Consider the following 23,487-nt stretch of genomic DNA (forward strand, 5'->3'; position numbering starts at 1 on the left):
GCGCTTCTATGTGACCGGCGGTCAGGTGGACAACGAGCACACCGCGAAGGTTAACGGCACCCAGGACCAGCAGCTGGATTCGCTGAACGTCGGCGGGATGTTTGAGGCGTGGTTCTGATGCGATAGCGCTGTCGAAGGAGCGTTCCCGGCTGGCGCTACGCTTAGCCGGGCTACGACTAGCCTGTGCCCGCATGTATGCTTAGGAGGCCTGCGGGATACCACCCGTAGGTCCGGCAAGCGCAGCGCCGCCGGGCGGTCAGGCGCCGTAACCTCAGTTGTGCCGGATGGCAAAAGGCGAGCGGCCTTAAGCGGGTGGATTCACCTTCACTTTGGTCGCCACCAGCAACCCGGTAAACAGCATTAATATTCCTGACAACACCAGCGGCGACAGCAGGCCTAAGTGGTCGAGCGCCACGCCGCCGACCGCGGCGCCGCAGGTGTTGGCCAGCTGGATCACCGCCACCTGAATCGACCCGGCTTTTTCCGCCTGATCGGAGAGCGAACGGGTGATCCACGTTGACCACCCCACCGGGATTAGCGCAAACGCGAAGCCCCAGATAATCGCCACCGTCGAGGCGACAATTTTGCTTTCTCCCCACAGTACCAGCGCCGCCGCGCAGGCGGTCAGCACCAGCGGCGAAATCGCCAGCGCCGCTTTGACCGAGCGCTTCAGCACCACCGAGGAGAGCGAGGTGCCGATAAAGCTGGCGATACCAAAGCTCAGCAGCACCAGCGTCAGGCCGTCGACGTCAAAACCGGCGAGAGTCATGTAAACCGGGCGAATATAGGTAAAGAAGGCGAACTGTCCGGCAAAGGCCATGAAAATGGCGCACATCCCGGCCATCACCCCCGGACGCTTCAGCAGACCAAACATATTTTGCTGCTGAGCCGCCGATTCACCCGGCAGCGACGGCAGCGCTTTCAGCACCCAGAGCGTACACAGCACGCCCATCACCGCCGCGCCGTTAAAGACGTTGCGCCAGCCGATAAGCCCGCCAAGGAAACTGCCCAATGGGGCGGCGATCACCAGCGCGATTGATACCGCGCCGAAGATAATCGATAGCGCTTTCGGTACCACGCGCATCGGCACCAGACGCATGGTCAGCGATGCCGACATCGCCCAGAAACCGCCGAGCGCCAGACCCAAACATGCGCGTCCCAGCAGCAGCAGGGTGAAACTATCGGCAAACGATACCAGCAGGCAAGAAAGGGTCAGCAGCAGCGAAAACAGGATAACCACGTAGCGGCGATCGGTTTTGCCGATAACCGTGGTGATAAACAGGCTGGAAAACATCGCGACGAATGCCGTCGTCGTCACCGATTGCCCGGCCATCCCTTCGGAGATGCCTAAATCCAGCGCCATCGGCGTCAGCAGACTAACCGGCAAAAACTCGACGGTAATCAGGCAGGCGACGCAGAAAGCAACCGCGAAGACCGCCGACCAGTTTGGCCGCGCGAGATCGCTTGCATGGGGTTTGGCTTCATTTGAATGACTCATGAGTTACCTGCGAAGAAAGTGGCGGAAAGCTGCGCAGTGTAACATTTTGTATGTGACGTACTTAACGTTTTCGCAACTCTTCTCGCTTTTCATAACGTAATACAAAAGCGTAGCCTGAGAATACAGACCTCGTCATTCTGCCGGATGGCGCTTACGCTTATCCGGCCTACAAGTGACGAGTGCGTAAACCACAGGCCGGATAACAATGAGATCAGTGCAACCAGTGCACGCCGTCTTCCGGGAGAAACAGATCGTTATAGCGCTGCTGTAGGTTATGTAAATCGTTCACATCCGGGTCCAGTTCGCGCAGAAAACCTTGCGCCAGGCGGATCTGTGCGTCGGTAATCGGCGCCGCTAATCGCGCTTTTTGCATCAGGCGATACCAGTAGTGCAGGTTTTTCTCGCTGGCGTCGACAATCGCGACCTGCCAGATAAGCAGCACCTGCGCGGCGTTCTGCAGATGTGCTTCATTGGGCCGCTCCAGGTAACGCAAATACTCATTACCGGCGGTTTTTCCCAGCTGATCGATCATCGATTCCAACGGAACAGGCGTAATGCCAAGGCGTTCGCTCAGGCGGCGAATCGCGCGGCGTGAATCAGAGGTAAGCACCCGAAATCCCACAACAAATACCACTACCAGGGTGGCCAGTCCTATCCAGATCATGCATCCTCTCATCCAATCGCGGCCTCACTATCATAATGGGAATTTGCCTGCTGTCGACTGTCGGACGAACCATAATGTGACTTATCGCGTTACTTTATACTTTTAACGAATTAATCAATCACACTGGCATAAAGAAACAATATATTAAAAACTAATATTCATACTAAGGTAATTAGCTTAATCTATGAATTGCTATTTTTGCACAGTAATAATTAAGCATGTTATGCTTTAATGGATTTGCTACCCTTATCAAGCAATGGAATGTATATTATGCAATTCGACTATTTAGCAAAGCATATCGATAACGATGGTCTTGCCAGAATTAATGCTGAGACGAGAAGTAATACAGATAAACTCACGCACGCGGGTAAACTTGTTTATGTAAATGATGATTATTGCGAAATAACCCGTAACTACTCATCATCTTATGGCGCTAACATTTTATTAGTTGCGTTATTCTCTCCCATTATTCTTGTGATAGTTATCGGAGTCATTGTTTTTTTATATGAAATAATTTTTGATTTTGAATGGTATATTAACGCATATTGGGGAAATGAGCAGGAATTAAATAGCACACTCCTTTTTCATTTTGCAATTTTACTTTCAATAGCCTTATCCTTTATTTTCTCGGCCATCGTAAATTACGCTTTTTTCGCACCTCGCCATTATCCAATTCGCTTTAACCGTAAAACAGGAAAAATCTATGTTTACGAGTATATTCTGTCTGGTTTAATTAAGAGGCAACCCTATACATTTTTCCTTCACAGCCCTTTTTATAAAAAACCAAAACCAGAATGCAAGGAATTTGACTGGAGTGATATAAAAGGGAGCTATTCTCTAAATTATAACGCAATAATAAACTGTCACGTATATGAAAACCACAGCATCGTTGACTCCTTCATCCTCACCTCGAATGATACAGGAACTGAAACGATGTTGATGAATAACTATAAACTATGGCTGTGGATCAGTAGCTATATGAATTTCAAAGACGAGATGCTAGATATGACCGTCAATCCTAACGTGGGCATTTACGGGCGCAAAGTCGAATGGCCTGAGGTGATACTTAAAAAATCTACCGCGTCATCGTTAGAAGAATATGAAAAAATCGCCGAAACGGTATCATAGTCAATAAGCAAAGGAATGCATATGCTCCCGATCCAAAACCACTATTTAGCAAAGCAAATTCCCGATACGGATCTTAAAAACCTTATCACTGAGACTCCAGGCGATACAGATAAGCTAACACATTCGGGAAAGTTATTCTATGTTAATGATGATTATTGTGAAATCACGCGTAATCATTCAACATTTTATTGGATGAACATTTTCTATATCATTATGTTATTACCCTTAACTATTTTATCATGTTTGGTAATCATTATATTTTTATACTATATGATTTTCGATTTTGAAAGTTACGCGGCGTTTTTTTGGCAAGAAAAAAGTGAATTACTGCTAACACTCACCATTCATTTTAGCATCATTGCAATATTTGCCATAGCTTATTTCTCGTCTTTTGCAGTAAATTACTGCTTCTTTTCTCCACGACATTACCCAATTCGTTTTAATCGAAAAACAGGAAAGGTTTATATCTGCGAATATGTTTTTATGAAGATACTTCAAAGACCAAACCGCAACTATAAAGCCAGAACCCGCTTTCCATTCTATAAACGGACCCGACCAGAATACAAAGAATTCCCCTGGAGTTCTATAAAAGGCTATTATGATTTTTATAATCAGAGATCGTTTATTTGCTTACATGCTTATGAAAATGAAAGTATTACTGATATATTTACGCTTATTTCAGAAAAAACTATCATTGAGTCTAAATATTTAAATAACTATAAACTCTGGACCTGGATTAACCGCTATATGGATTTCAAAGACGAGATGTTAGATATGACCGTCAATCCTAACGTGGGCATTTACGGGCGCAAAGTCGAATGGCCTGATGTGATGCTTAAAAAATCTACCGCGTCATCGTTAGAAGAATATGAAAAAATCACCGGCTAATTTAATGCGTTTGCCGCCCAGAAAACCCTATAAAAAAGCCCGGCGCAATGGCCGGGCAAGGTTACCAAATACCTGGTGAATCAGGCAGTCTGCAAAACTCGATTCTTTTTCTCGCGGCGAATTTTACGCTCTTCGAAGATAGCCACGATGGCCATCAGGCAGATACAGCCGATGGCGGCGGCGTCCAGCGCCGCAAAGGTGCCGGCCCAGCCGGTCAGGCCGAATACCGGCGTGCCGTCAGCGATCATCCCGAGACCCAGTTTGGCGAAGCTATCGCCGATCAGATAGGCGAAGGTGCCCTTGATTCCATCGGCGGCGCCGATCGCTTTTTTCGGCACGAAGCCGACGGCGGCGACGCCGATCAACAGCTGCGGACCAAACACCAGGAAGCCCAGCGCAAACAGCGAGGCCAGATAGACGTACTGGTTGCTGGCATGTTGATACACGCCAAGGGTGGCGATAATCAGCGCCAGTGCGACGCAGGCCACCAGCGCGCGGCGGCCGTTGGCCAGATCCGACAGCCAGCCCCACAGCAGCGTGCCGACCAACGCGCCAACCTCAAACAGGGTAAAGCCCTGAATCGCCACCTCTTTAGACAGCTTCAGCTCCTGGAAGGCATACACGGTGGACCACTGATCGATACCGATACGCACCACGTAGAGGAAGATGTTGGAGAAGCACAGCAGCCAGATCACTTTGTTTTTCAGCACATACTCAACAAAGATCTGCCATTTGGTCATCGCATTTTCTTCGGTCTCTTTGTCCTCTTCGCTGATCGCTTCGCCAAACAGTTCTTCCGCCGTGCCGAGGCCGTAGGATTCCGGAGAGTCGCTACCGTAGCGCAGGCCAATAAAGCCAACGATCAGCGCAATAATCGACGGGAAGACAAACATGCCGATCACGTGGCCGTCGAACAGATAGTTGGCGCCAAACAGCGCCACGCCCGCCGCGCCCGCGCCGCCGAGGTTGTGGGAGATATTCCAGAAGCCAAGGAAGGTGCCGCGTTTGCGTCTGGGCGTCCACTTGGTGATGGTGGAATAGCTGCACGAGCCGCCGGTGCTCTGGAAGAAACCGCTCAGCGCATAGAAGGCGATCATCAGAAACAGGCTGGTTGAACCCGCCCCCATGCTGGCGCTAAAGCCCAGCATACAGATGGCGGAGAGGATCAGCATAAATGGCAGGAACTGCTTGGTATTTTTACCGTCGGCATAATAAGACACGAGCGTCTTGCCCACGCCGTAGGTGATAGAGAAGCCCAGGCCAATCATCCCCAGCTGCGTCATGCTCAACCCGTAGGTGGAGATCATGTCGTTCTGCGCGATGTTAAAGTTCTTGCGGATCAGGTACATGGTCAGGTAGCCGATGAAGACCACCAGATAGGACTGCATGAAAGGTTTGAACCACATTTTGCGCCGCACATCGAGCGGCAGATCCAGGGTCGGCTTGCGCACCTGATTCAGAAAGGCCAGCATGGGTATCTCCTGAGCTGATTTTTTGCCTGCGTAATAACCAGGCATTGTAAAAACCAGCGCGCCGTCTGGCCTGAGACGGCGTCCAGGTGAAACCGGGAAAATTTCTTAGTTTTGCCCCTTTCGCGGCGAAAGGGTGAGCTACATCACGCTTCGCTGGCGGTACGCGGCGCCTGCGCGTTTAAAAACGGCAGCAGCAGCAGCGCGGAAATGCCGGCGGCAATCGCAATCACCACGAAGAATCCGGTCCAGTGCCAGATATCCATCACCTGCGCCAGCGGCCAGCCGGAAAGCGAGGCGCCAAGATAAGCGAACAGGCCGACAAACCCGGTCGCCGCCCCGGCGGCTTCTTTATGTGAACACTCCGCCGCCGCCATGCCGATCAGCATCTGCGGGCCAAACACGAAGAAGCCGGTGGTGAAGAAGCAGGCCGCCTGCATGACATAGCTGGCGAACGGCATCAGCCACAGGCCGCCAACCGACAGCAAAATTCCAGCGGCGAAGATCAGGTTCATCGGCCCACGGTTGCCGTTAAATAGTTTATCCGAGCCCCAGCCCGCCACCAGCGCGCCGATAAAACCGCCCAGCTCAAACATGGTCACCGCCGAGTTAGCGGTCACCAGATCGACGCCGAGCGTCTCCGACATATACAGATTACCCCAGTCGTTAATCGCCGCCCGCACCACGTACACCAGCACATAGCACAGCGACAGCAGCCAGATATAGGGATTGGCCAGCACGTAGCGGGTCAGGATCGCTTTACGCGTCAGCCCGGCGCCTTCCTGCTGCTGGGCGATTTCCAGCGCATCGTGACGCCAGTCGCCTACGGCGGGTAACCCTACCGCCTGCGGGCGATCGCGCAGCCGCCAGCACAGATACAGTCCGGCGAGGATCGCCAGACAGCCGGCAATGCTCATCCCTGCACGCCAGCCGTAGTGCAGCGCCGCCGCCCCCACCACCATCGGGATCAGCGCGCCGCCGACGTTATGCGCGGTATTCCATAGCGCCCACCAGCCGCCGCGTTCGGTTCGCGAATACCAGGCCGTCAGCAGCCGGGCGCACACCGGCGAGCCCCAGCCCTGGAAGAAGGCATTCAGCGCCCACAGCAGCGCGAAAGCCCATAGCGAAGTGGAAAAACCGAATAGAATATTCACCACCCCGGTGGCAATCAGCCCCAGCCCCATAAAATAGCGGGCGTCGGAGCGGTCGCTGACGATACCGGAGAAAAATTTCGACAGCCCGTAAGTGATGTAAAACAACGTGGCCAGCAGGCCAATATCGCTGCGGGTCAGGACGTTGCTGGCAAGAATTTCCGGGACCGCGGCGTTAAAGCTTTTGCGGGTGAAATAAAACAGCGCGTAACCAAGCCAGATAGTGAGCAGAATATGTCGACGCCAGTAACGATAACGCTCGTCCAGCTCGCGTTTATCGCTAACTGGCGCGGCGTCCGGCGGCGCTTTTAAAAAGGCAAACATCGGCGCTCCTCTCAGGCGTAACGCAGCGGTAAATTGACGCACACGCGGGTACCATGTGTGCAAGAGATCGTTAACGTACCGCCCAGCGCGGTCACACGTTCGCGCATGCCGGTCAGGCCGAACCCCTGCAGATTCGAGCCCGGCGGCAGGCCGCAACCGTCATCTTCCAGCACCAGCATCAGACGCCCATCCTGCTGCCAGCCCTGGAGGGTGACGGCGCTGGCGCTGGCGTGCTTGACGATATTATTCAGTCCCTCCTGGCAGACGCGAAACAGCGTCACGCGCTGGTTTTCGCTCAGCCCCGCCTCGTTAATCCGCCAGTCGAGGTGGCTGACGATGCCGCGGTCTTCCAGTTCCATTTCGCGCATCAACGAACGTATCGCCTGTTCAAGCGGCAGATCGTCAAGCTGGCGCGGACGCAGGCGGCCGAGCAGGCGACGCACTGAGTCGTACACCCCCAGCGAGAGCTGTTCAATCAGCTGGCCGCTCTGGCGCACGCTGCCGTTATTCGGCGCCAGCCGTTGCACGATCCCCGCCTGGGTGCGAATTGCCGTGATCGTCTGGCCGATATCATCATGGAGCTCGCGCGCCACGTCACGCCGCACGCTCTCTTCCGTTTCCAGCAGACGTTCCGCCAGCCGCCGATTTCGCGCCAGCTCGTTCTGTAGCGACTGGTTAAGCTCGCGCAGCCGCTGGATCCCTGCCCCCAGCAGCAGCCCGGTGAGGCTCTGCGCCAGCAGCGAAAGCAATAAATCGACCGGGTGATCGTGCCAGGTCTGGCTGGCAATCAGCGCAATGGCGTTCATCAGGGTGGCAATCAGCGCCCCCTGCCAGCCGTAGTGCCAGGCGAGGGCGATAATCGGCAGCGCGAGGCAAAACGGGGTAAAGCGGGAGAGCTCGGCGGGCAGCCCAAGCTGCAGCCACAGGCTAATGGTGAATAACAGCAGGTACCAGATCAGATGCCGGCCGCGCCAGTTAACCGGCTGCGAGACCAGCGCTGGCCCCAGTGGCCGCCAGACGGTACTGGTAAGATAGTGCCAGATAACCAGGCAGGTCGGCGCCAGCGTCAGACCACCGGTCAGCGTTAACAGCAGGGCGGTCAATCCTTCGCTCCCTTGCGCCAGCCACGGCAGTGATTGCAGCAGCGAGGCGGCGATCAGCGCTCCGCCCTGGCGCAGCAGCGTCAGCCAGTCGCGCTGATGGCGATAGCGTGAAATCAATGCCACCGGCAGCAGGGTCAACAGACTTCCGGTCATCAATATTATCGGGTGCGCCAGCGCCACCTCCTGCGCCAGCCAGAAGATAAGCAGCCACTCGGAGCCCAGCAGCACCGGCCAGTAGCCACGCGGGCATTGCAGCATCAGCCCTAAACGCAGGCCAAAGGGAAACAGCAGCACCGCTAGATCCGCACGTTCCACCAGATGCAGACTGATACTCCACAGGCAAAACCAGGCTGCGGAGAAGATAAAGGCGCAGCCGATCACCGACAGCAATCGTGAGACGACAGCCTTCATTGCCAGCTATCGAACATGCGGCGCACCAGCTCAACGTCGTTACTGACGCCCAGTTTTTCCAGCAGGTTGGCGCGGTGAACGTGGACAGTTTTCGGCGACAGGCCGAGCTCGGCGGCAATCTCTTTCACCGCCATCCCCTGCGCCAGTTTTTCCGCCACCTGGCGTTCGCGTTTGGTGAGCGGATCCCGGCGCCCGGCGGCCAGCTTCATGGCGATATCCGGCGTGAGATAGCAACCGCCCGCCGCCACCGTGCGCACCGCAGCGATAAGTTCATCCGGGCTGCAGCGTTTCGACAGGAAGCCGCGCGCGCCGGCGTTCAGCGCCTGCTCGATCAGCGCCGGGCTATCGTGCACCGACAGCATGATCGTCGCCATCCCCTTCGGCAACTGGCTTAGCAGCTCCAGCCCGGAAATATCCGGCATGGAGATATCGCAGATACAGACCTGTACACCGCACCCCGGTAGCCCCGCCAGCGCCTCGCGGCCGCTACCAAATTCGGCGACAACCTGAAAATCAGCTTCCAGCCCCAGCAGCTGAGCAAAGCCGGAGCGGACAATCAAATGATCGTCAATAAGGGCGATGGTGGTCATGATAGGGTCCTGGTGCCTGAGACGAAAAAGCGCTGTGTCCGTAGGCCGGATAAGCGCAGCGCCATCCGGCAAAGGCACTTACCTTAACCATAAGCACCTTACCGTTCAAGCCTTGCGCGATTTACTCGAAGAACACCGCAATTTTGTTAAACATGGTGGGATCGGACTGGTTGCGCACCACGTTGGTGACGTCTTCCAGCTTTTCTATCTGGCTAATCATCTGGCCAAGACGCTGATCGTCGTTCACCAGCAGCCAGATGCGGCTGTGCTCGCTGCCCTGGATCGGCAAGCAGAGAATGCCTTCAACGTTAAACGCCCGGCGGGCAAATAGCCCGCAGACGTGGGTCATCACGCCAGGGTGGTTGCGGACGGTGAGCTCCAGAATGACGTTATCACATTGTTTTTGCATGGCTTATTCCCCCACCATTTCAGTATTGGCCGCACCCGGCGGTACCATCGGATACACTTTCTGCTGCGCGTCGATGCGCACGTGGATCAGCGCCGGCCCCGGACGGTCGATGATCGCCTGCAGCGCCGCCTGCGGATCGGCTTCGTTATTTAAATCACAGGTTTGCAGACCAAAACCGGCGGCGATTTGCATAAAGTTAATCATCCCCGGATAGGTGGCGGCGAACACGCCCTGCTGATAAAACAGGCTCTGCTGCTGGTGCACCAGCCCCAGCGCTTCGTTGTTCAGCAGGATAATTTTGACATCCAACCGATTTTCGGCGGCGGTGGCCATCTCCTGAATATTCATCATCAGGCTGCCGTCGCCGGAGAAGCAGATAACCTTGCGCTGCGGATTCGCCAGCGCCGCGCCGATGGCCGCCGGCAGGCCGAAGCCCATGGTGCCGAGGCCGCCGGAAGTCAGCCACTGGCGCGGACGGTTGAGCGGGTAGGCCTGCGCCGTCCACATCTGATGCTGACCCACATCGGTGGTGATGATCGCCTCATCGTCAACGCAGGCGGCCACGGCGTTAATCAGGCCGTAATGGGAGAGCGGGTCGCTTTCCTGCGGGATGGCGCAAGGGAATTCACGCTGCAAATCGGCCACCAGCTGGCGCCACTCATCGCGCGGCTGCGCCTCAATCTGCGGGATCAGCTGGGCTAAGACTTCCGCCACATCGCCCTGAATCGCGACGTGCGGTTGCTTAATTTTGCCAAGCTCAGAGCGGTCGATATCGACGTGAATAATCTTCGCGTTCGGGCAGAACTGCTCGGTCTTGCCAATCGCCCGGTCATCAAAACGCGCGCCTAAAACAATCAGTAAATCCGCTTCCTGCAAAATGAAGTTGGTGCTGCGCGCGCCGTGCATGCCCAGCATCCCCAGCGACAACGGATGCGCCTTCGGCAGCATCCCCAGCGCCATCAAGGTCATGGTGGTCGGCAGGTTGGCTTTTTCCGCCAGCTGACGAATAGGCTGCGGCGCGTTAATCACCCCGCCGCCCAGATAGAGCACCGGGCGCTTCGCCGCGTTGATCATCGCCGCTGCTTCACGCACGCTTTCAGGGGCGAATGCCGGTGCCGGGGCGCGCTCGCCCGGTTCTGGCAGGGTCTCCAGTTCAATAGTGGCCGACTGTACGTCCTTAGGAATGTCTATCCACACCGGTCCGGGACGCCCGGACTGGGCAATACGGAAGGCATCGCTCATCACCTGCGGCAGCTCGGCGATGTCGCGCACCAGATAGTTATGCTTGGTGATGGGGATAGAGATGCCGTAGGTGTCGACTTCCTGGAAAGCGTCGGTGCCGATCATGGAGGCCGGCACCTGGCCGGTGATGCACACCAGCGGAATTGAATCGAGGCGAGCATCGGCGATCGCCGTAATCAGGTTGGTGGCGCCAGGGCCGCTACAGGCCATACAGACGGCGGGTTTGCCTTCGGTTCGTGCCATCCCCTGAGCGATAAAACCCGCGCCCTGCTCGTGGCGCGCCAGGATGTGGCGGATCTGCGTGCTTTGGCTTAAGGCATCGTAGATGGGCAGGATAGAACCGCCCGGGATGCCGCTGACCATAGTGATGCCCTGGCGTTCCAGTAAATGAACAACCAGCTGCGCGCCGGTAAAGCGCATTGTGTTTGATGTGGTGCCCGAACTTGCCATGCTCCAGTCCTTTTATTCTGGGCCGACTTTACCGGGGGGCTCGCCAACAAAAAACCCCGCTCGGTTTGCGCCGGCGGGGTTTGGAATTCGTGTTGTTCCGGACCCTACGGCGCGTTGCCGACGACGACCACCACAGACACGACGACCACCGCGGCAGGCGCGGTTTTTAGTAGGGTCGAAGCGATCAGGGTTGCGTTCATTAGGGACCTGTTGTGTCAATAAATAAGCTGAATTCATACAAACACAGGTTTTCCATTTGCACAATGGATTTATTTTCATCCAGGAAAATTTGCGCGAAAGATCACAATTTGCGACATAAGCGGCAGAAAACAAAAAACCCCGCCGGAGCGAGGTTTTTATCAGCATTGTTACGGGTGGTAGCCGCAAGCACACTGTATTACGTCAACGCCAAAAGTATACGCGATCGCTGCAGTTCGCGCAATTTAAGGACGATATTTCTCTGTCATAGAGTATGGACGAGGGGGGCGAATTTGTCCAAAAAAATACTGTTCATCCATACAGTACTTATCTATACTGGGTGTGTTCACTTTGTGCCATTCGGGGGCCGCAAGTTTGACCGGCGCAACGAAGTCCTGGCTGAAACGGGTGGTGCCGTCAGTGCCTTAACCCCGAGAGAGCACACTGTGTTACGTCAACAACGTGCAGTATCTGAACCGCGCGGCAACGCGTGGGTCAACGCTGCGCACCCCTGCCGTTGCAGGCGGCGGGCCGGGAAGCCGTCTACGGAAAGGACGAACTATCGGCCAGGGCAGACGCCGCCGGCGACAGGCAGGGATAAGCTGGCAACGGGCAGCGGAAAGGTACGTCAGCTTATTGTGCTCCTTAACCACAGGAGACGCGCGTATGGGCGGAATGGATATTATTATTTTGATCCTGAAACTCATGGTTGCTGTGTTGCAACTACTTGATGCAGTCCTGAAACAGTTCCGCTGATTCAGGTTCAAGTCGCACCTGAGGGGGGCGGGAAACCGCCCCCCTGCAGGCGCCCGCCGGGCGTCCCGGGATGACTTGATGGAGGAAGCTATGCCACCCCTGTTAATTGCCGCCACGACGCCGGATGTCCCGGGGTTCGCGGCGCTACGAATCGAAAGCCTTGAACAGCATTTCAATATGCTGCGCCGCCTGGCGGAAAACTGGCAGAGCGGCAAAAACCGCTTTAACGCGCCGGGCGAAACGCTGCTGGGCGCCTTCGTGAACCACCAGCTGGTAGGGGTATGCGGCATCAATAGCGATCCCTTCAGTCCGCAGCCGCGGGCCGGGCGCATTCGCCACCTCTACATCAGCGAACGCTATCGTCGCCGGGGGATCGGCCAGCAGCTGCTGGTCTCGGTCATTACCCACTCCAGCGCCTGGTTCGATTTTCTTAACACCCATGCCCCGGCGCAGGCCTGGCCCTTTTATGAAAAGCTTGGTTTTCGCCCGGTATACGATGAACCCCGGGTCACGCATCGTCTGTTCTGCTCGCTTTAGCCGCAGCTGGTTGGCTGCGCGGGCGCATGTTACAGTCCGAAGACCTTAACTTCTGAATCGTTTTGCGATGACCCTCACCGTATTCTGCATTTTGCTGTTCGCCGCCCTGCTGCACGCCAGCTGGAACGCTATCGTCAAAGCCAGCGGCGATAAAATGTACGCGGCGATCGGCGTCAGCGGCTCGGCCGCGCTGCTCGCCCTGGTGATGCTGCCCTTCGCGCCGCAGCCGACGCTGGCCAGCGCGCCTTATCTGGCGGCGTCGTGCGCATTGCAGGTGGTGTATACGGTGCTGGTAGCGAAGACCTACCAGGTGTCGGATATGAGCCAGACCTATCCGCTGATGCGCGGCACCGCGCCGCTGCTGGTGGCAGCCATTAGCGTCATTTTTCTTGGCGATCGCTTATCGCCGCTGGCCTGGCTGGGTATTGGCGTTATCTGCCTGGCGATTCTGGCGATGGCCTTTCACGGCCGCGTTAGCTCCCGCAAAGGCATCGTGCAGGCGCTGATCAACGCCTGCTTTATCGCCGGCTACACGCTGGTGGACGGCACCGGCGTCCGGCTGGCGGGCTCTGCACTGGGTTATACCCTGTGGACCTTTTTTATGAACGGTTTCTGCCTGCTGTGCTGGGCCATGGTGGCGCGACGGCGAGAGGCCAGTCGTTATTTACGTCAGCACTGGAAAAAGGGCATCCTCGGCGGTGTCGGCACCATGGGCTCCTACGGTCTGGCGCTATGGGCGATGACGCAAGCGCCGCTGGCGGTGGTCGCCGCGCTACGTGAAACCTCCATTCTCTTCGGTGCGCTGATCGCCTTTATCGTCCTGAAAGAGCAACTGATACCGCTGCGCATCGTGGCTGCCTGCGGGATTGCCGCCGGGGCGATCCTCCTGCGGCTGTCATAGCCTGAAATGGCAACATTAGTTGCCGAACCTGTTTACAAAATCTGCCTCGACTCCCCCCAACAATCGGTACTTTGCAGTTGTTCTGTCATTTTTATATGGTAGATTCCTCCATCGTTTACGGGGTGTGCCAGTCACATATTCTTCACTTTTAATTACTCACAAAGTATTCATCGACATGAAACGGCATAAGAACTTCAATTTGTTGTTGATGCTGGTACTGCTGGTGGCCGTCGGCCAGATGGCGCAGACCATTTATATTCCGGCCATCGCCGACATGGCGGTCGCGCTGAACGTCCGCGAAGGGGCGGTACAAAGCGTGATGGCGGCCTATCTGCTGACCTACGGTATTTCACAGCTGTTCTACGGCCCGCTCTCCGACCGCGTGGGCCGCCGTCCGGTGATCCTCGTCGGGATGTCGATTTTTATGCTGGCGACGCTGGTAGCCATTACCACCCATAGCCTGCCGGTGCTGATCGCCGCCAGCGCCATGCAGGGGATGGGCACCGGGGTCGGCGGCGTGATGGCGCGCACCCTGCCCCGCGACCTGTACGAAGGCGCTCAGCTGCGTCATGCCAATAGCCTGTTAAATATGGGTATTCTGGTCAGCCCGCTGATTGCGCCGCTGCTCGGCGGCATCCTCGACACCCTGTGGAGCTGGCGCGCCTGCTACGCTTTCCTGCTGGTCCTGTGCGCCGGGGTGACCTTTAGCATGGCGAAGTGGATGCCGGAAACGCGCCCGGAAGGCGCGCCGCGCACCAAACTCCTGACCAGCTACAAAACGCTGTTCGGTACCGGGGCATTTAACTGCTATCTGCTGATGCTGATCGGCGGCCTGGCGGGGATAGCGGTATTCGAAGCCTGCTCCGGCGTGCTGATGGGCGCGGTGCTCGGTCTGAGCAGCATGGCGGTGAGTATTCTGTTTATTCTGCCGATCCCGGCGGCATTCTTCGGCGCATGGTTTGCCGGCCGGCCGAACAAGCGTTTCCCGACGCTGATGTGGCAGTCGGTTATCTGCTGCCTGCTGGCAGGTTTGATGATGTGGATCCCTGGGCTGCTGGGCATCATGACCGTCTGGACCCTGTTGGTGCCTGCGGCGCTGTTCTTCTTCGGCGCCGGGATGTTGTTCCCGCTGGCCACCAGCGGCGCAATGGAGCCGTTCCCGTTCCTCGCCGGTACCGCCGGGGCGCTGGTGGGCGGTTTGCAGAATATCGGCTCCGGCGTGCTGGCCTGGCTGTCGGCGATGATGCCGCAAACCGGTCAGGGCAGCCTTGGCCTGCTGATGATGCTGATGGGCCTGTTGATTCTGCTGTGCTGGCTGCCGCTGGCCTCGCGCTTTACTCGCCATCAGCAGCCGGTATAAGCCCCCGGATGGCGGCTGACGCCTTATCCGGGCTACCGGACGGGTCGTCTGTAGGCCCGCGCAAGCGCAGCGCCGCCGGGCGATTATCAGGCACTGAGCCGTTGCTCAGCTCTTTTCAGGTCAGGCTGTGCAGCCATTCGATAAAAGCGTCGATTTTCGGCCACTGACGGCCCGGCAGGGTCGTCACGTAATAATGCTGATGGCATTTCAGCGTCATGTCGCCAAAAGGCGCAATCAGCTCGCCGCTCTCTAACCGCTTCTGCACCAGCCGTTTACGCCCCATCGCTACCCCCACATGATTCATCGCCGCAATCACCGCTAAATCAGAACGATCGAAGCCAATGCCCGACGATGGCGGCAGCTCCACCGCAAATTTCTGCGCCCAGCTATACCACTCATCGGTCCCCGAGTCGTTGCTCCATGCCTGGCGATCGTGGAGCAATGTGCAGTGGCGCAGATTGTCAGGATGCTGCGTTAACTGGTGCTGGCGGGCATAATTCGGCGTACATACCGGCACGATCGCCTCATCCATCAGAAAATGGTGGCTGAGTTGCGACGATGGCGCGTCATCAAAATAGATTGCCAGATCGATACCCGCCCGCCGCAGGTTGACGTTATCGTTGCCGGTCAGCACGGTCAGCGAGATGGCCGGATAGCGGCGGCTAAAATCTCCCAGCGCGGGCACCAGCCAGCACTGGGCTATCGACGGGCGGGAATAAACCGTCAGGCTGCCGGAGAGTTCCTGGTTTTTGATGTCCAGAATCTCCTGATTGAGGCCATCCAGCGACGACTTCAGCGCCCAGTAAACGCGCTTCCCTTCACGCGTCAGCTCCACTTTGCGGTGCGAGCGGACAAAGAGCTGGATCCCCAGCTCTTCTTCCAGCTGATTAATCCGGTGACTGACGGCGCTTGGGGTGAGCGCCAGCTCGTCTGCGGCCAGGGCGAACGACTCATGCCGCGCCGCCACTTCAAACGTCGACAGCCTGGAGAGCTGCCAGCCGTTGAGCAACCGGGTACCTAAGGTTTTTAGTGCATCCATAACGCGATCCTGGCGAGAAGAGGAGTCTGGATAATAAAAAAATAACGCCAGAACTTCCGCTAAAGGATGAATTAATTTGACTCACTGCAAATTTAAAGGTCACTTTTAGAGCTAAATCACCTTCTTGATTCAATTTGGCTCATCTGAAAGGCCATTTATATCGTTTGTCAGCCCATGCCGGTTTTCTGTTCAATAACCACACGTTATTTACGGCGAGGTGGGGTATGGAATCGCAAATCTGGGTTGTGAGCACGCTGCTGATAAGCATCGTGTTAATCGTCTTAACGATCGTCAAACTGAAGTTTCATCCGTTTCTGGCGCTGCTGCTGGCGAGCTTTTTCGTCGGGGCGATGATGGGGATGGGCCCGCTGGAGATGGTCAACGCCATTGAGAGTGGCATCGGCGGCACGCTGGGCTTCCTGGCGGCGGTGATCGGTCTCGGTACCATTCTCGGTAAGATGATGGAGGTTTCCGGCGCGGCGGAGCGTATCGGCCTGACGCTGCAGCGCTGCCGTTGGCTGTCGGCGGACGTGATTATGGTGCTGGTCGGCCTGATCTGCGGCATTACGCTGTTTGTCGAAGTCGGCGTGGTGCTGCTGATCCCGCTGGCGTTCTCCATCGCTAAAAAAACCAATACCTCACTGCTGAAGCTGGCCATTCCGCTGTGTACGGCCCTGATGGCGGTGCATTGCGTGGTGCCGCCGCATCCGGCCGCGCTGTTCGTTGCCAACAAACTGGGCGCCGATATCGGGACGGTTATCGTCTATGGTCTGCTGGTCGGCCTGATGGCCTCGCTGGTCGGCGGCCCGCTGTTCCTCAAGCTGCTCGGCAACCGTCTGCCGTTTAAATCGGTGCCGGCCGAATTTTCCAACCTCGAAGTGCGCGATGAATCGACGCTGCCGTCGCTCGGCGCCACGCTGTTTACCGTACTGCTGCCGATTGGCCTGATGCTGGTGAAAACCGTCGCCGAACTGAACATGGCGAAAGGTGGCACGCTGTATATGTTGCTGGAATTTATCGGCAACCCAATCACCGCGATGTTTATCGCCGTCTTTGTCGCCTATTACATTCTCGGCATTCGTCGCCAGATGGGGATGGGTGTCCTGCTGACTCATACTGAAAACGGCTTCGGATCGATCGCCAACATTCTGCTGATTATTGGCGCCGGTGGCGCGTTCAACGCGATTTTGAAATCCAGCGGCCTGGCCGATAGCCTGGCGGTGATCCTCTCAAATCTGCATATGCATCCGATTCTGCTGGCCTGGCTGGTGGCGCTTATCCTGCACGCCGCCGTCGGCTCCGCTACCGTGGCGATGATGGGCGCTACCGCCATCGTTGCGCCGATGCTGCCGCTTTATCCTGGCGTAAGCCCGGAGATCATCGCCATTGCCATCGGTTCCGGCGCCATTGGCTGCACGATCGTCACCGATTCCCTGTTCTGGCTGGTAAAACAGTACTGCGGCGCAAGCCTCAGTGAAACGTTCAAGTACTACACGACGGCGACATTTATCGCTTCTTTACTTGCACTCGCCGCCACCTTCCTGCTTTCTTTCATCATCTAAGCGAACGAGACGTAATATGAAAAACGCTGACCTGACCCAATTAACCGCGACCTTCCCGCTTGTGCAGGATCTGATCGCCCTGAAAGAAACCACCTGGTTTAACCCGGCAACGACAACGCTGGCGCAAGGTTTGCCCTATGTCGGCCTGACCGCCGCAGATGTAAAAGACGCTCACGAACGCCTTCAGCGCTTCGCGCCCTATCTGGCGGAAGCTTTCCCGGAAACGGCCGCCACCGGCGGGATTATCGAATCGGAAGTGGTCGCCATTCCGGCAATGAAACGCAGCCTTGAGCAAAAGTTCGGCCAGCCGATTAGCGGCGATCTGCTGCTAAAAAAAGACAGCCACCTGCCGATTTCGGGTTCCATTAAGGCGCGTGGCGGGATTTATGAAGTGCTAACCCATGCAGAAAAGCTGGCGCTGGAAGCCGGGCTGCTCAGTACCGCAGATGATTATCGCAAATTGCTGACGCCGGAATTTAAACAGTTCTTCAGCCAGTACAGCATCGCCGTCGGCTCCACCGGCAACCTCGGGATGTCGATCGGCATCATGAGCGCGCGCATCGGCTTTAAGGTTACGGTACATATGTCTGCCGATGCCAGAGCATGGAAAAAGGCCAAACTGCGCAGCCACGGCGTGACGGTCGTTGAATATGAAGAGGACTACGGCGTGGCGGTCGAACAGGGACGCAAGGCAGCGGAATCCGACCCGAACTGCTTTTTCATCGATGATGAAAACTCGCGCACGCTGTTCCTCGGCTATGCCGTAGCCGGCGAGCGCCTGAAGGCGCAGTTTGCCAAAGCAGGGCGCGTGGTCGATGCCGATCACCCGCTGTTCGTCTACCTGCCATGCGGCGTTGGCGGCGGCCCCGGCGGAGTGGCATTCGGCCTGAAGCTGGCCTTCGGCGACCACGTTCACTGCCTGTTCGCCGAACCGACCCACTCGCCATGCATGCTGCTCGGCATCTATACCGGGCTCCACGACCAGATTGCGGTGCAGGATTTAGGGATTGATAACCTGACCGCCGCCGACGGTCTGGCGGTCGGCCGCGCTTCCGGGTTCGTTGGCCGGGCGATGGAGCGCCTGCTCGATGGCCTGTATACCCTTGATGATCAGACGATGTACGACATGCTGGGCTGGCTGGCGACAGCGGAAAACATTCGCCTTGAACCGTCCGCGCTGGCCGGAATGGCCGGGCCGCAGCGGATCTGCTCCAGCCAGGCGTACCATCAGCTGCAGGGGCTGAGTGAGCAACAGCTGCAGCAGGCCACCCACCTGGTGTGGGCGACCGGCGGCGGTATGGTGCCGGAAGAGGAGATGGCGCAATATCTGGCGAAGGGGCGCTAACCTTCAGCGCAGCAGCGACATCAGCGCCTCTGGCGGCCGCTGCTGTCGGCGTAAATCTCGCATCACTCGCATATAAGGCCCGCTAAGATCGTAGAACTGCCGGTAACCCGCGCACAGCGGGTCTTCCTGTTCACCGCAGCGGCACAGGCGCAGCCACGGGCAGCCGTAGCAGGTGCTGTTGGCCGCCGGCGCGCCTGGCTGGGTCAGCGTCTCGCCGCACCAGGCGCTCAGCGTCTCACTAAACAGCAAAATATTGATTCGCCCAATATCTTCCCGCACCCAGCGGTGAAAGACAGCACAGAGAAACTCACCCCAGAGCGCGGCGTCGCCGGCCGCCAGCTGCGGAATAAAATGGATAGCGGTGAGACCCTGTTGACGCAGTTGTGCATAGAACGCCTGCGGCTGGTGGCAATGATGCGCCTCCACCACGACAGCCTGAAAGGGAGTGTCATGTTGCTGGCCGGGGGCATGAGTGAGAGGCAAATTCGCCGGACATCCTGTCATGACATATCCCTAATGAATAAAACGATCGGTTGAAGGTGAGTAACAGCAAACAGGAATGCCAGAGAAAGTACTGCGAGAGCGATCAAAAATTTGTCACGAACCGCCCGCGGCTGAAAAAAATCGCTGTCATCGACGTCCATCAGATGACGACGGCGGGTATAGCCCCAGAGGATCACCGCCACTATCGCCAGCACGCCGATCGACAGCCAGAACGGTAGGCCGGCGCGGTGCCAGCTGTGTTTAATCGCCAGCGCCATCAGCGCGCCATAGCCCAACAGAGTGCGAAACCAGGCCAGCGAGGTGCGCTCTGGTTGTAGTCCCGGATCGCCTTCCCGCCGCGCCCGGCGTTTATCCGCCATACACCACCAGCAGCATCACCGCGGCCACCACCGCCAACAGCAGGATGCTAATCACCAGCAGCGTGCGGGTATAGGGAAGGTCCTGCTTCAGACGCATCGCCTTCTCGTTATTCAGCCAGCGCAGATAGCCATAGATAGCCATGCCGCCGGCAAAGAGACACAGCAGCAGGGCAAGAATTTCACGGATCAGCGGCGTGGCAAAGTCTGGCGCTAACTGGTCAAGGCCGACGCCGGCAGCCAGAAAACCGAGCGCCGTGCGGATCCACGCCAGAAAGGTGCGTTCGTTAGCCAGCGAAAAGCGGTAATCTGGCGCTTCGCCGAGGCGGGAGATTTTCATTACAGTTCCTTGTTCATCGCGCAGGCAGGCTTCAGCATAGCGTAAATCAGGAACCGGGGAGAAGAACCGGCGCCCCGCGGGCGCCGGTCAAACAGCGGGGATTAATGCAGCTCAGGCCAGTAATCTTTGTTGGCCGCAATCAGGTCGTCGAGGATCGCTTTCGCCACCGAGGCGCTCGGTACGGTTTTCGACAGGGTAATCGCCTGCCACAGCTTGTGGTAAGAGCGTTGTTCCCAGGCATCGACCACCAGTTTTTCCACTGCCACCTGCTGGCTCATCATCCCTTTCTGGAAGTGCGGGATGTCGCCGACCGTCAGCGGTTCCGGTCCGTTGTGACCCACCAGGCACGGGATCTCCACCATCGCGTCAGCGTCAAAGTTATGGATCGCGCCGTTGTTTGGCACAATCAGCAGCATCCTTTCCTGCGTGTTAAAGGCGATGGCCGTCGCCAGATCGACGATATACGACGCATGCTCGTCAATCTCCAGATCGCCGGCAGTGGATTTCCCGGCGGCAATGATCGCCCGGCAGGCACTGAAGACGTTTTTCTCCCGATGATCCATCACCTCGTTGGCGCGGGTGCGTTCCGGGTTGGAGTGAGCCACCACGTAGTCCGGGAACAAGTAATATTTCAGGTAGGTGTTCGGCATGGTCTGCGGATCCAGCGCCTGCACGTCTTTCGCTTTAGCAAAGGTATCGTTCCAGCTGGCCTCGGTGTGCGGATCGTTAGAGGGCGGCACATAACCATATTTCGCCACATACTCGCGCAGCTTCGGCATCAAATCGTTGCCGTCGAGGTCCTCAATCGACGTCCACCAGCCAAAGTGATTGAGGCCGTAGTAGCGCACGCGCATCTGTTTGCGATCTTTGAGGCCGACAATCTGCGCCATCCGCCCTTCAATGCCGATCGGCATATCGCAGATGTTGAGGATTTTGGCGTTTGGCCGCAGACGCCGGGTGGCTTCCGCCACAATCGCCGCCGGGTTGGAGTAGTTGAGCATCCAGGCGTTCGGCGAGTATTTTTCCATATAATCCACCAGCTCCAGCACGCCACCGATAGAGCGCATACCGTAGGCGATCCCCCCCGGTCCGCAGGTCTCCTGGCCCAGCACGCCGTGGCGCAGCGGGATTTTCTCATCCTGTTCACGCATCGGATATTTACCGACGCGGATATGCGCCATGACGAAATCAACATCGGTAAACGCCGCCTGCGGATCGGTGGTATAGCTGAATTGAATATCCGGCGCCTGCTCTTTGAGGATCACTTTGCACGCCTCGGCGATGGTCTCCTGCCGCGCGCCGTCGTTGTCGTAAAATTTCAGCGACCGCAGCGGAAAACGATCCTGGTTTGCCAGCAGCATCAGAACAATGCCCGGGGTGAAGGTGCTGCCGCCGCCTGCGATAACAACTGAGAATTTTTTCATGATACTGCCTCCGTCATGGTGGTATGTTCGGTCGAAAGAGAATCTTTCATCAGGTTTTCCAGCTGGTCGCGCACCTGGGGAACATGCAGGCCGACGATAACCTGAATCCCGTTGCCGCGGCGTACTACCCCGTGGGCGCCCAGCGCTTTAAAGACGTCGTCACTTTGCGTTTTCGCCATATCGACCAGCGCGATGCGCAGTCGGGTGGCGCAGTTGTTGATGCTTTCAATGTTGTCGGCGCCGCCGAGGGCCTGCAGGAAGCCAGCGGCCTGACCCAGCCGGGTCTCTGGCGCGGCGGCGGCCGTGGTTTTACCTCGTGCCGCCTGGTAATCGGCCTTGCTGTAGAGCTTGATTTCGCTCTCTTCCCGGCCTGGCGTCTTCAGGTTCAGACGCAGGATCAGGGTGCGGAAGACCACGAAGTACAGGGCGGTGAAACAGAGGCCGATGCCTATCTGAATGAACATCATCGAGGCGTGGTGATGGAACATCGGGATCCAGTTTTGCGGCAAGAATTGATCAAGCAGGCCGCCGCCGAAATTGCCTACCACCCCGCAGATGTACATCACCGTCGCCATGGTCGCCGCCAGCACCGCGTGAACGGCAAACAGCAGCGGCGAGATGAACAGGAAGGTGAACTCCAGTGGTTCGGTGATCCCGACCAGCATCGCGGTCAGGGTGGCAGGGATCAGCAAGCCAGCGACCTTGACGCGGTTTTCCGGCGCGGCGGTAAAGTAGAGCGCCAGCGCAATCCCCACCGAACCAAACACTTTCGAGTTACCGTGCAGGGCAAAGCCGCCCTCCGGGAACAGCGTCTTCAGCGGTTCCGTACTCTGACTGAACGCCTGCAGATGCTCCGCCCAGTAGACCTGCAGACCGCCCTCCACCACCGCCGGACCAAAGATGAACGGGCCATAGACGAAGTGGTGCAGACCGGTGGGGATCAGAATGCGCTCAAGGAAGATGTAGACCCACACCCCAAGCGCCCCGGCTGAGCGCAGGAAGGCCTGCAGCGATTCAATGCCCAGCTGAACCTTTGGCCAGCCGAGCAGGGTCAGCCAGGCGCAGGGGATCATCGCGAGGAAGGCGACAATGACCACAAACGATGAGCCCTGAAAGATGCCGAGGAACACCGGCAGGGGTTTATCGAAATAGCGATTGTGCAGAGCCGTCACCAGACCGGAGATGACGATGGCGCCGATAATGCTGGTGTCGAGGGTTTTGATCCCGGCAATCATCGTCAGGCCGCTGCCTGCCGTGGGTTCAACGGAAAAGTCGACACCAAAGAAGTGGCCCCAGGTCATCCCCATGGCGTTGATAAAGTAGTTCCAGGTGAGAAAACTCACCAGCACCGCCAGACAGGCCCGGCCCTGGGCCTGTTTCGCCAGGCCGATCGGCAGACCGACGGCGAAAATCAGCGGCATATTACGAAAGACGGTCCAGCCGCCCTCTTCAATGATGTGAACGATCTGGGCAAACAGGCTGTCGGGTGCGGTCAGCGCTTCGCCGACGAACATCGGGTTGCGCAGCATGATGGCGATACCGACCACGATCCCGGCAAAAGGAAACAACAAAACCGGGGTAAACATGGCGCCGCCAAAGCGTTGTATTTGACTGAGCATTTGAAAATCCTCATGTAACAACTCGTAGGGTGAGTGGCCTTCTTTTTCTTGATTACCGGCCTCACTCGAGAATAGAAATTTGCCCGTCCGACAACATGCCGCGCCGTTGCGATTCGTGATCCCATTCATGGTTTTAATTTGGCCAAAGTTGTCTACTTCGATAACAAAAGTTAGGCATCGATAAGTCAGGCAGTGGAATTAACGAAATGAATGTGTACT

At 57.1% G+C, this 23,487-nt stretch carries 23 protein-coding genes and 3 pseudogenes; 10 read left to right on the forward strand and 16 right to left on the reverse strand.

All coding sequences use genetic code 11. The annotated features are described in order from the left end of the window. Nucleotides 1-118: pseudogene (locus CWM54_RS29375) on the forward strand (hypothetical protein); the annotation flags it as partial. Between the two features lie 186 nt (nucleotides 119-304). Here CWM54_RS29375 and nepI read toward each other — a convergent pair. Beyond that, nucleotides 305-1,498, reverse strand: coding sequence for a purine ribonucleoside efflux pump NepI (gene nepI, locus CWM54_RS26045; RefSeq protein WP_100699044.1), 1,194 nt, complete (start codon nucleotides 1,496-1,498; stop codon nucleotides 305-307). Nucleotides 1,499-1,709: 211 nt separating this feature from the next. Further along, the gene (locus CWM54_RS26050) at nucleotides 1,710-2,162 is read right to left on the reverse strand and encodes a DUF1198 family protein (protein WP_100699045.1); all 453 of its coding nucleotides are present in this window, start codon (nucleotides 2,160-2,162) and stop codon (nucleotides 1,710-1,712) included. Between the two features lie 270 nt (nucleotides 2,163-2,432). Between CWM54_RS26050 and CWM54_RS26055 the strand changes: the two genes are divergently transcribed. After that, nucleotides 2,433-3,290 (forward strand): DUF6708 domain-containing protein, encoded by an 858-nt coding sequence (locus CWM54_RS26055; protein WP_100699047.1) that lies wholly within the window; start codon nucleotides 2,433-2,435, stop codon nucleotides 3,288-3,290. 21 nt (nucleotides 3,291-3,311) lie between these two features. Continuing rightward, nucleotides 3,312-4,178, forward strand: coding sequence for a DUF6708 domain-containing protein (locus CWM54_RS28215; protein WP_133123777.1), 867 nt, complete (start codon nucleotides 3,312-3,314; stop codon nucleotides 4,176-4,178). Nucleotides 4,179-4,258: 80 nt separating this feature from the next. On the opposite strand, the gene uhpT is transcribed toward CWM54_RS28215, so the two are convergent. The 7 genes from uhpT to ivbL all read right to left on the reverse strand — a co-directional run bounded on the left by uhpT (nucleotide 4,259) and on the right by ivbL (nucleotide 11,527). After that, the gene (gene uhpT, locus CWM54_RS26065; protein WP_100682121.1) at nucleotides 4,259-5,650 is read right to left on the reverse strand and encodes a hexose-6-phosphate:phosphate antiporter; all 1,392 of its coding nucleotides are present in this window, start codon (nucleotides 5,648-5,650) and stop codon (nucleotides 4,259-4,261) included. 143 nt (nucleotides 5,651-5,793) lie between these two features. Further along, nucleotides 5,794-7,122, reverse strand: coding sequence for an MFS transporter (locus CWM54_RS26070; protein WP_061152900.1), 1,329 nt, complete (start codon nucleotides 7,120-7,122; stop codon nucleotides 5,794-5,796). 11 nt (nucleotides 7,123-7,133) lie between these two features. After that, nucleotides 7,134-8,615, reverse strand: coding sequence for a signal transduction histidine-protein kinase/phosphatase UhpB (uhpB, locus tag CWM54_RS26075; RefSeq protein ID WP_165785976.1), 1,482 nt, complete (start codon nucleotides 8,613-8,615; stop codon nucleotides 7,134-7,136). Nucleotides 8,616-8,632: 17 nt separating this feature from the next. Continuing rightward, on the reverse strand, nucleotides 8,633-9,226 hold the full coding sequence (gene uhpA / locus CWM54_RS26080; protein ID WP_100699051.1) for a transcriptional regulator UhpA: 594 nt from the start codon (nucleotides 9,224-9,226) through the stop codon (nucleotides 8,633-8,635). A gap of 121 nt (nucleotides 9,227-9,347) precedes the next feature. Then, on the reverse strand, nucleotides 9,348-9,635 hold the full coding sequence (gene ilvN / locus CWM54_RS26085; protein WP_061152898.1) for an acetolactate synthase small subunit: 288 nt from the start codon (nucleotides 9,633-9,635) through the stop codon (nucleotides 9,348-9,350). Between the two features lie 3 nt (nucleotides 9,636-9,638). Then, nucleotides 9,639-11,327 carry an acetolactate synthase large subunit gene (gene ilvB / locus CWM54_RS26090; protein ID WP_074385318.1) on the reverse strand — a complete coding sequence of 563 codons (1,689 nt, stop codon included), beginning with the start codon at nucleotides 11,325-11,327 and terminating at the stop codon, nucleotides 9,639-9,641. 104 nt (nucleotides 11,328-11,431) lie between these two features. Beyond that, nucleotides 11,432-11,527 carry an ilvB operon leader peptide IvbL gene (gene ivbL / locus CWM54_RS26095; protein WP_002923286.1) on the reverse strand — a complete coding sequence of 32 codons (96 nt, stop codon included), beginning with the start codon at nucleotides 11,525-11,527 and terminating at the stop codon, nucleotides 11,432-11,434. 12 nt (nucleotides 11,528-11,539) lie between these two features. Here ivbL and CWM54_RS29005 point away from each other — a divergent pair. The 5 genes and pseudogenes from CWM54_RS29005 to emrD all read left to right on the forward strand — a co-directional run bounded on the left by CWM54_RS29005 (nucleotide 11,540) and on the right by emrD (nucleotide 15,079). Then, nucleotides 11,540-11,708: pseudogene (locus tag CWM54_RS29005) on the forward strand (hypothetical protein). A gap of 453 nt (nucleotides 11,709-12,161) precedes the next feature. Next, nucleotides 12,162-12,281, forward strand: a complete 120-nt coding sequence (gene tisB / locus CWM54_RS26100) for a type I toxin-antitoxin system toxin TisB (RefSeq protein ID WP_004145059.1) — start codon at nucleotides 12,162-12,164, stop codon at nucleotides 12,279-12,281. Nucleotides 12,282-12,371: 90 nt separating this feature from the next. Next, nucleotides 12,372-12,818: a GNAT family N-acetyltransferase gene (locus tag CWM54_RS26105; protein ID WP_061152896.1), complete on the forward strand. Its 447-nt coding sequence runs from the start codon at nucleotides 12,372-12,374 to the stop codon at nucleotides 12,816-12,818. Between the two features lie 67 nt (nucleotides 12,819-12,885). Continuing rightward, entirely contained in the window at nucleotides 12,886-13,719 is an 834-nt protein-coding gene (locus CWM54_RS26110; protein ID WP_100699053.1) for a DMT family transporter, read from the forward strand. Between the two features lie 175 nt (nucleotides 13,720-13,894). Then, complete coding sequence (gene emrD / locus CWM54_RS26115) at nucleotides 13,895-15,079, forward strand: multidrug efflux MFS transporter EmrD (RefSeq protein WP_074385316.1); 1,185 nt, start codon at nucleotides 13,895-13,897, stop codon at nucleotides 15,077-15,079. Nucleotides 15,080-15,194: 115 nt separating this feature from the next. On the opposite strand, the gene dsdC is transcribed toward emrD, so the two are convergent. Continuing rightward, a complete protein-coding gene (gene dsdC / locus CWM54_RS26120) occupies nucleotides 15,195-16,118 on the reverse strand; it encodes a DNA-binding transcriptional regulator DsdC (protein ID WP_100699055.1) in 924 nt (307 codons plus the stop codon). A gap of 16 nt (nucleotides 16,119-16,134) precedes the next feature. Then, nucleotides 16,135-16,251: pseudogene (locus tag CWM54_RS29010) on the reverse strand (hypothetical protein); the annotation flags it as partial. Between the two features lie 91 nt (nucleotides 16,252-16,342). Between CWM54_RS29010 and dsdX the strand changes: the two are divergent. Both dsdX and dsdA read left to right on the forward strand, forming a co-directional pair. Next, on the forward strand, nucleotides 16,343-17,680 hold the full coding sequence (dsdX, locus tag CWM54_RS26130; RefSeq protein WP_061152893.1) for a D-serine transporter DsdX: 1,338 nt from the start codon (nucleotides 16,343-16,345) through the stop codon (nucleotides 17,678-17,680). Nucleotides 17,681-17,696: 16 nt separating this feature from the next. After that, nucleotides 17,697-19,025, forward strand: a complete 1,329-nt coding sequence (gene dsdA, locus CWM54_RS26135) for a D-serine ammonia-lyase (RefSeq protein ID WP_100699058.1) — start codon at nucleotides 17,697-17,699, stop codon at nucleotides 19,023-19,025. Nucleotides 19,026-19,028: 3 nt separating this feature from the next. Here the strand turns inward: dsdA and CWM54_RS26140 are convergent, their stop codons facing one another. The 5 genes from CWM54_RS26140 to CWM54_RS26160 all read right to left on the reverse strand — a co-directional run bounded on the left by CWM54_RS26140 (nucleotide 19,029) and on the right by CWM54_RS26160 (nucleotide 23,268). Next, complete coding sequence (locus tag CWM54_RS26140) at nucleotides 19,029-19,451, reverse strand: hypothetical protein (RefSeq protein WP_061152891.1); 423 nt, start codon at nucleotides 19,449-19,451, stop codon at nucleotides 19,029-19,031. A gap of 74 nt (nucleotides 19,452-19,525) precedes the next feature. Continuing rightward, nucleotides 19,526-19,888 carry a DUF202 domain-containing protein gene (locus CWM54_RS26145; protein WP_012967012.1) on the reverse strand — a complete coding sequence of 121 codons (363 nt, stop codon included), beginning with the start codon at nucleotides 19,886-19,888 and terminating at the stop codon, nucleotides 19,526-19,528. After that, entirely contained in the window at nucleotides 19,878-20,225 is a 348-nt protein-coding gene (locus CWM54_RS26150) for a YidH family protein (protein WP_002923305.1), read from the reverse strand. The genes CWM54_RS26145 and CWM54_RS26150 overlap by 11 nt, the downstream gene beginning before the upstream one ends. A 101-nt stretch (nucleotides 20,226-20,326) precedes the next feature. After that, complete coding sequence (locus CWM54_RS26155; RefSeq protein ID WP_025711345.1) at nucleotides 20,327-21,649, reverse strand: 6-phospho-alpha-glucosidase; 1,323 nt, start codon at nucleotides 21,647-21,649, stop codon at nucleotides 20,327-20,329. Continuing rightward, the gene (locus CWM54_RS26160) at nucleotides 21,646-23,268 is read right to left on the reverse strand and encodes an alpha-glucoside-specific PTS transporter subunit IIBC (protein ID WP_008806753.1); all 1,623 of its coding nucleotides are present in this window, start codon (nucleotides 23,266-23,268) and stop codon (nucleotides 21,646-21,648) included. The genes CWM54_RS26155 and CWM54_RS26160 overlap by 4 nt, the downstream gene beginning before the upstream one ends. Nucleotides 23,269-23,487 lie beyond the last annotated feature (219 nt).

It is taken from the genome of Klebsiella sp. D-Nf1 (assembly GCF_002810515.1).
GTDB lineage: Bacteria > Pseudomonadota > Gammaproteobacteria > Enterobacterales > Enterobacteriaceae > Klebsiella > Klebsiella variicola.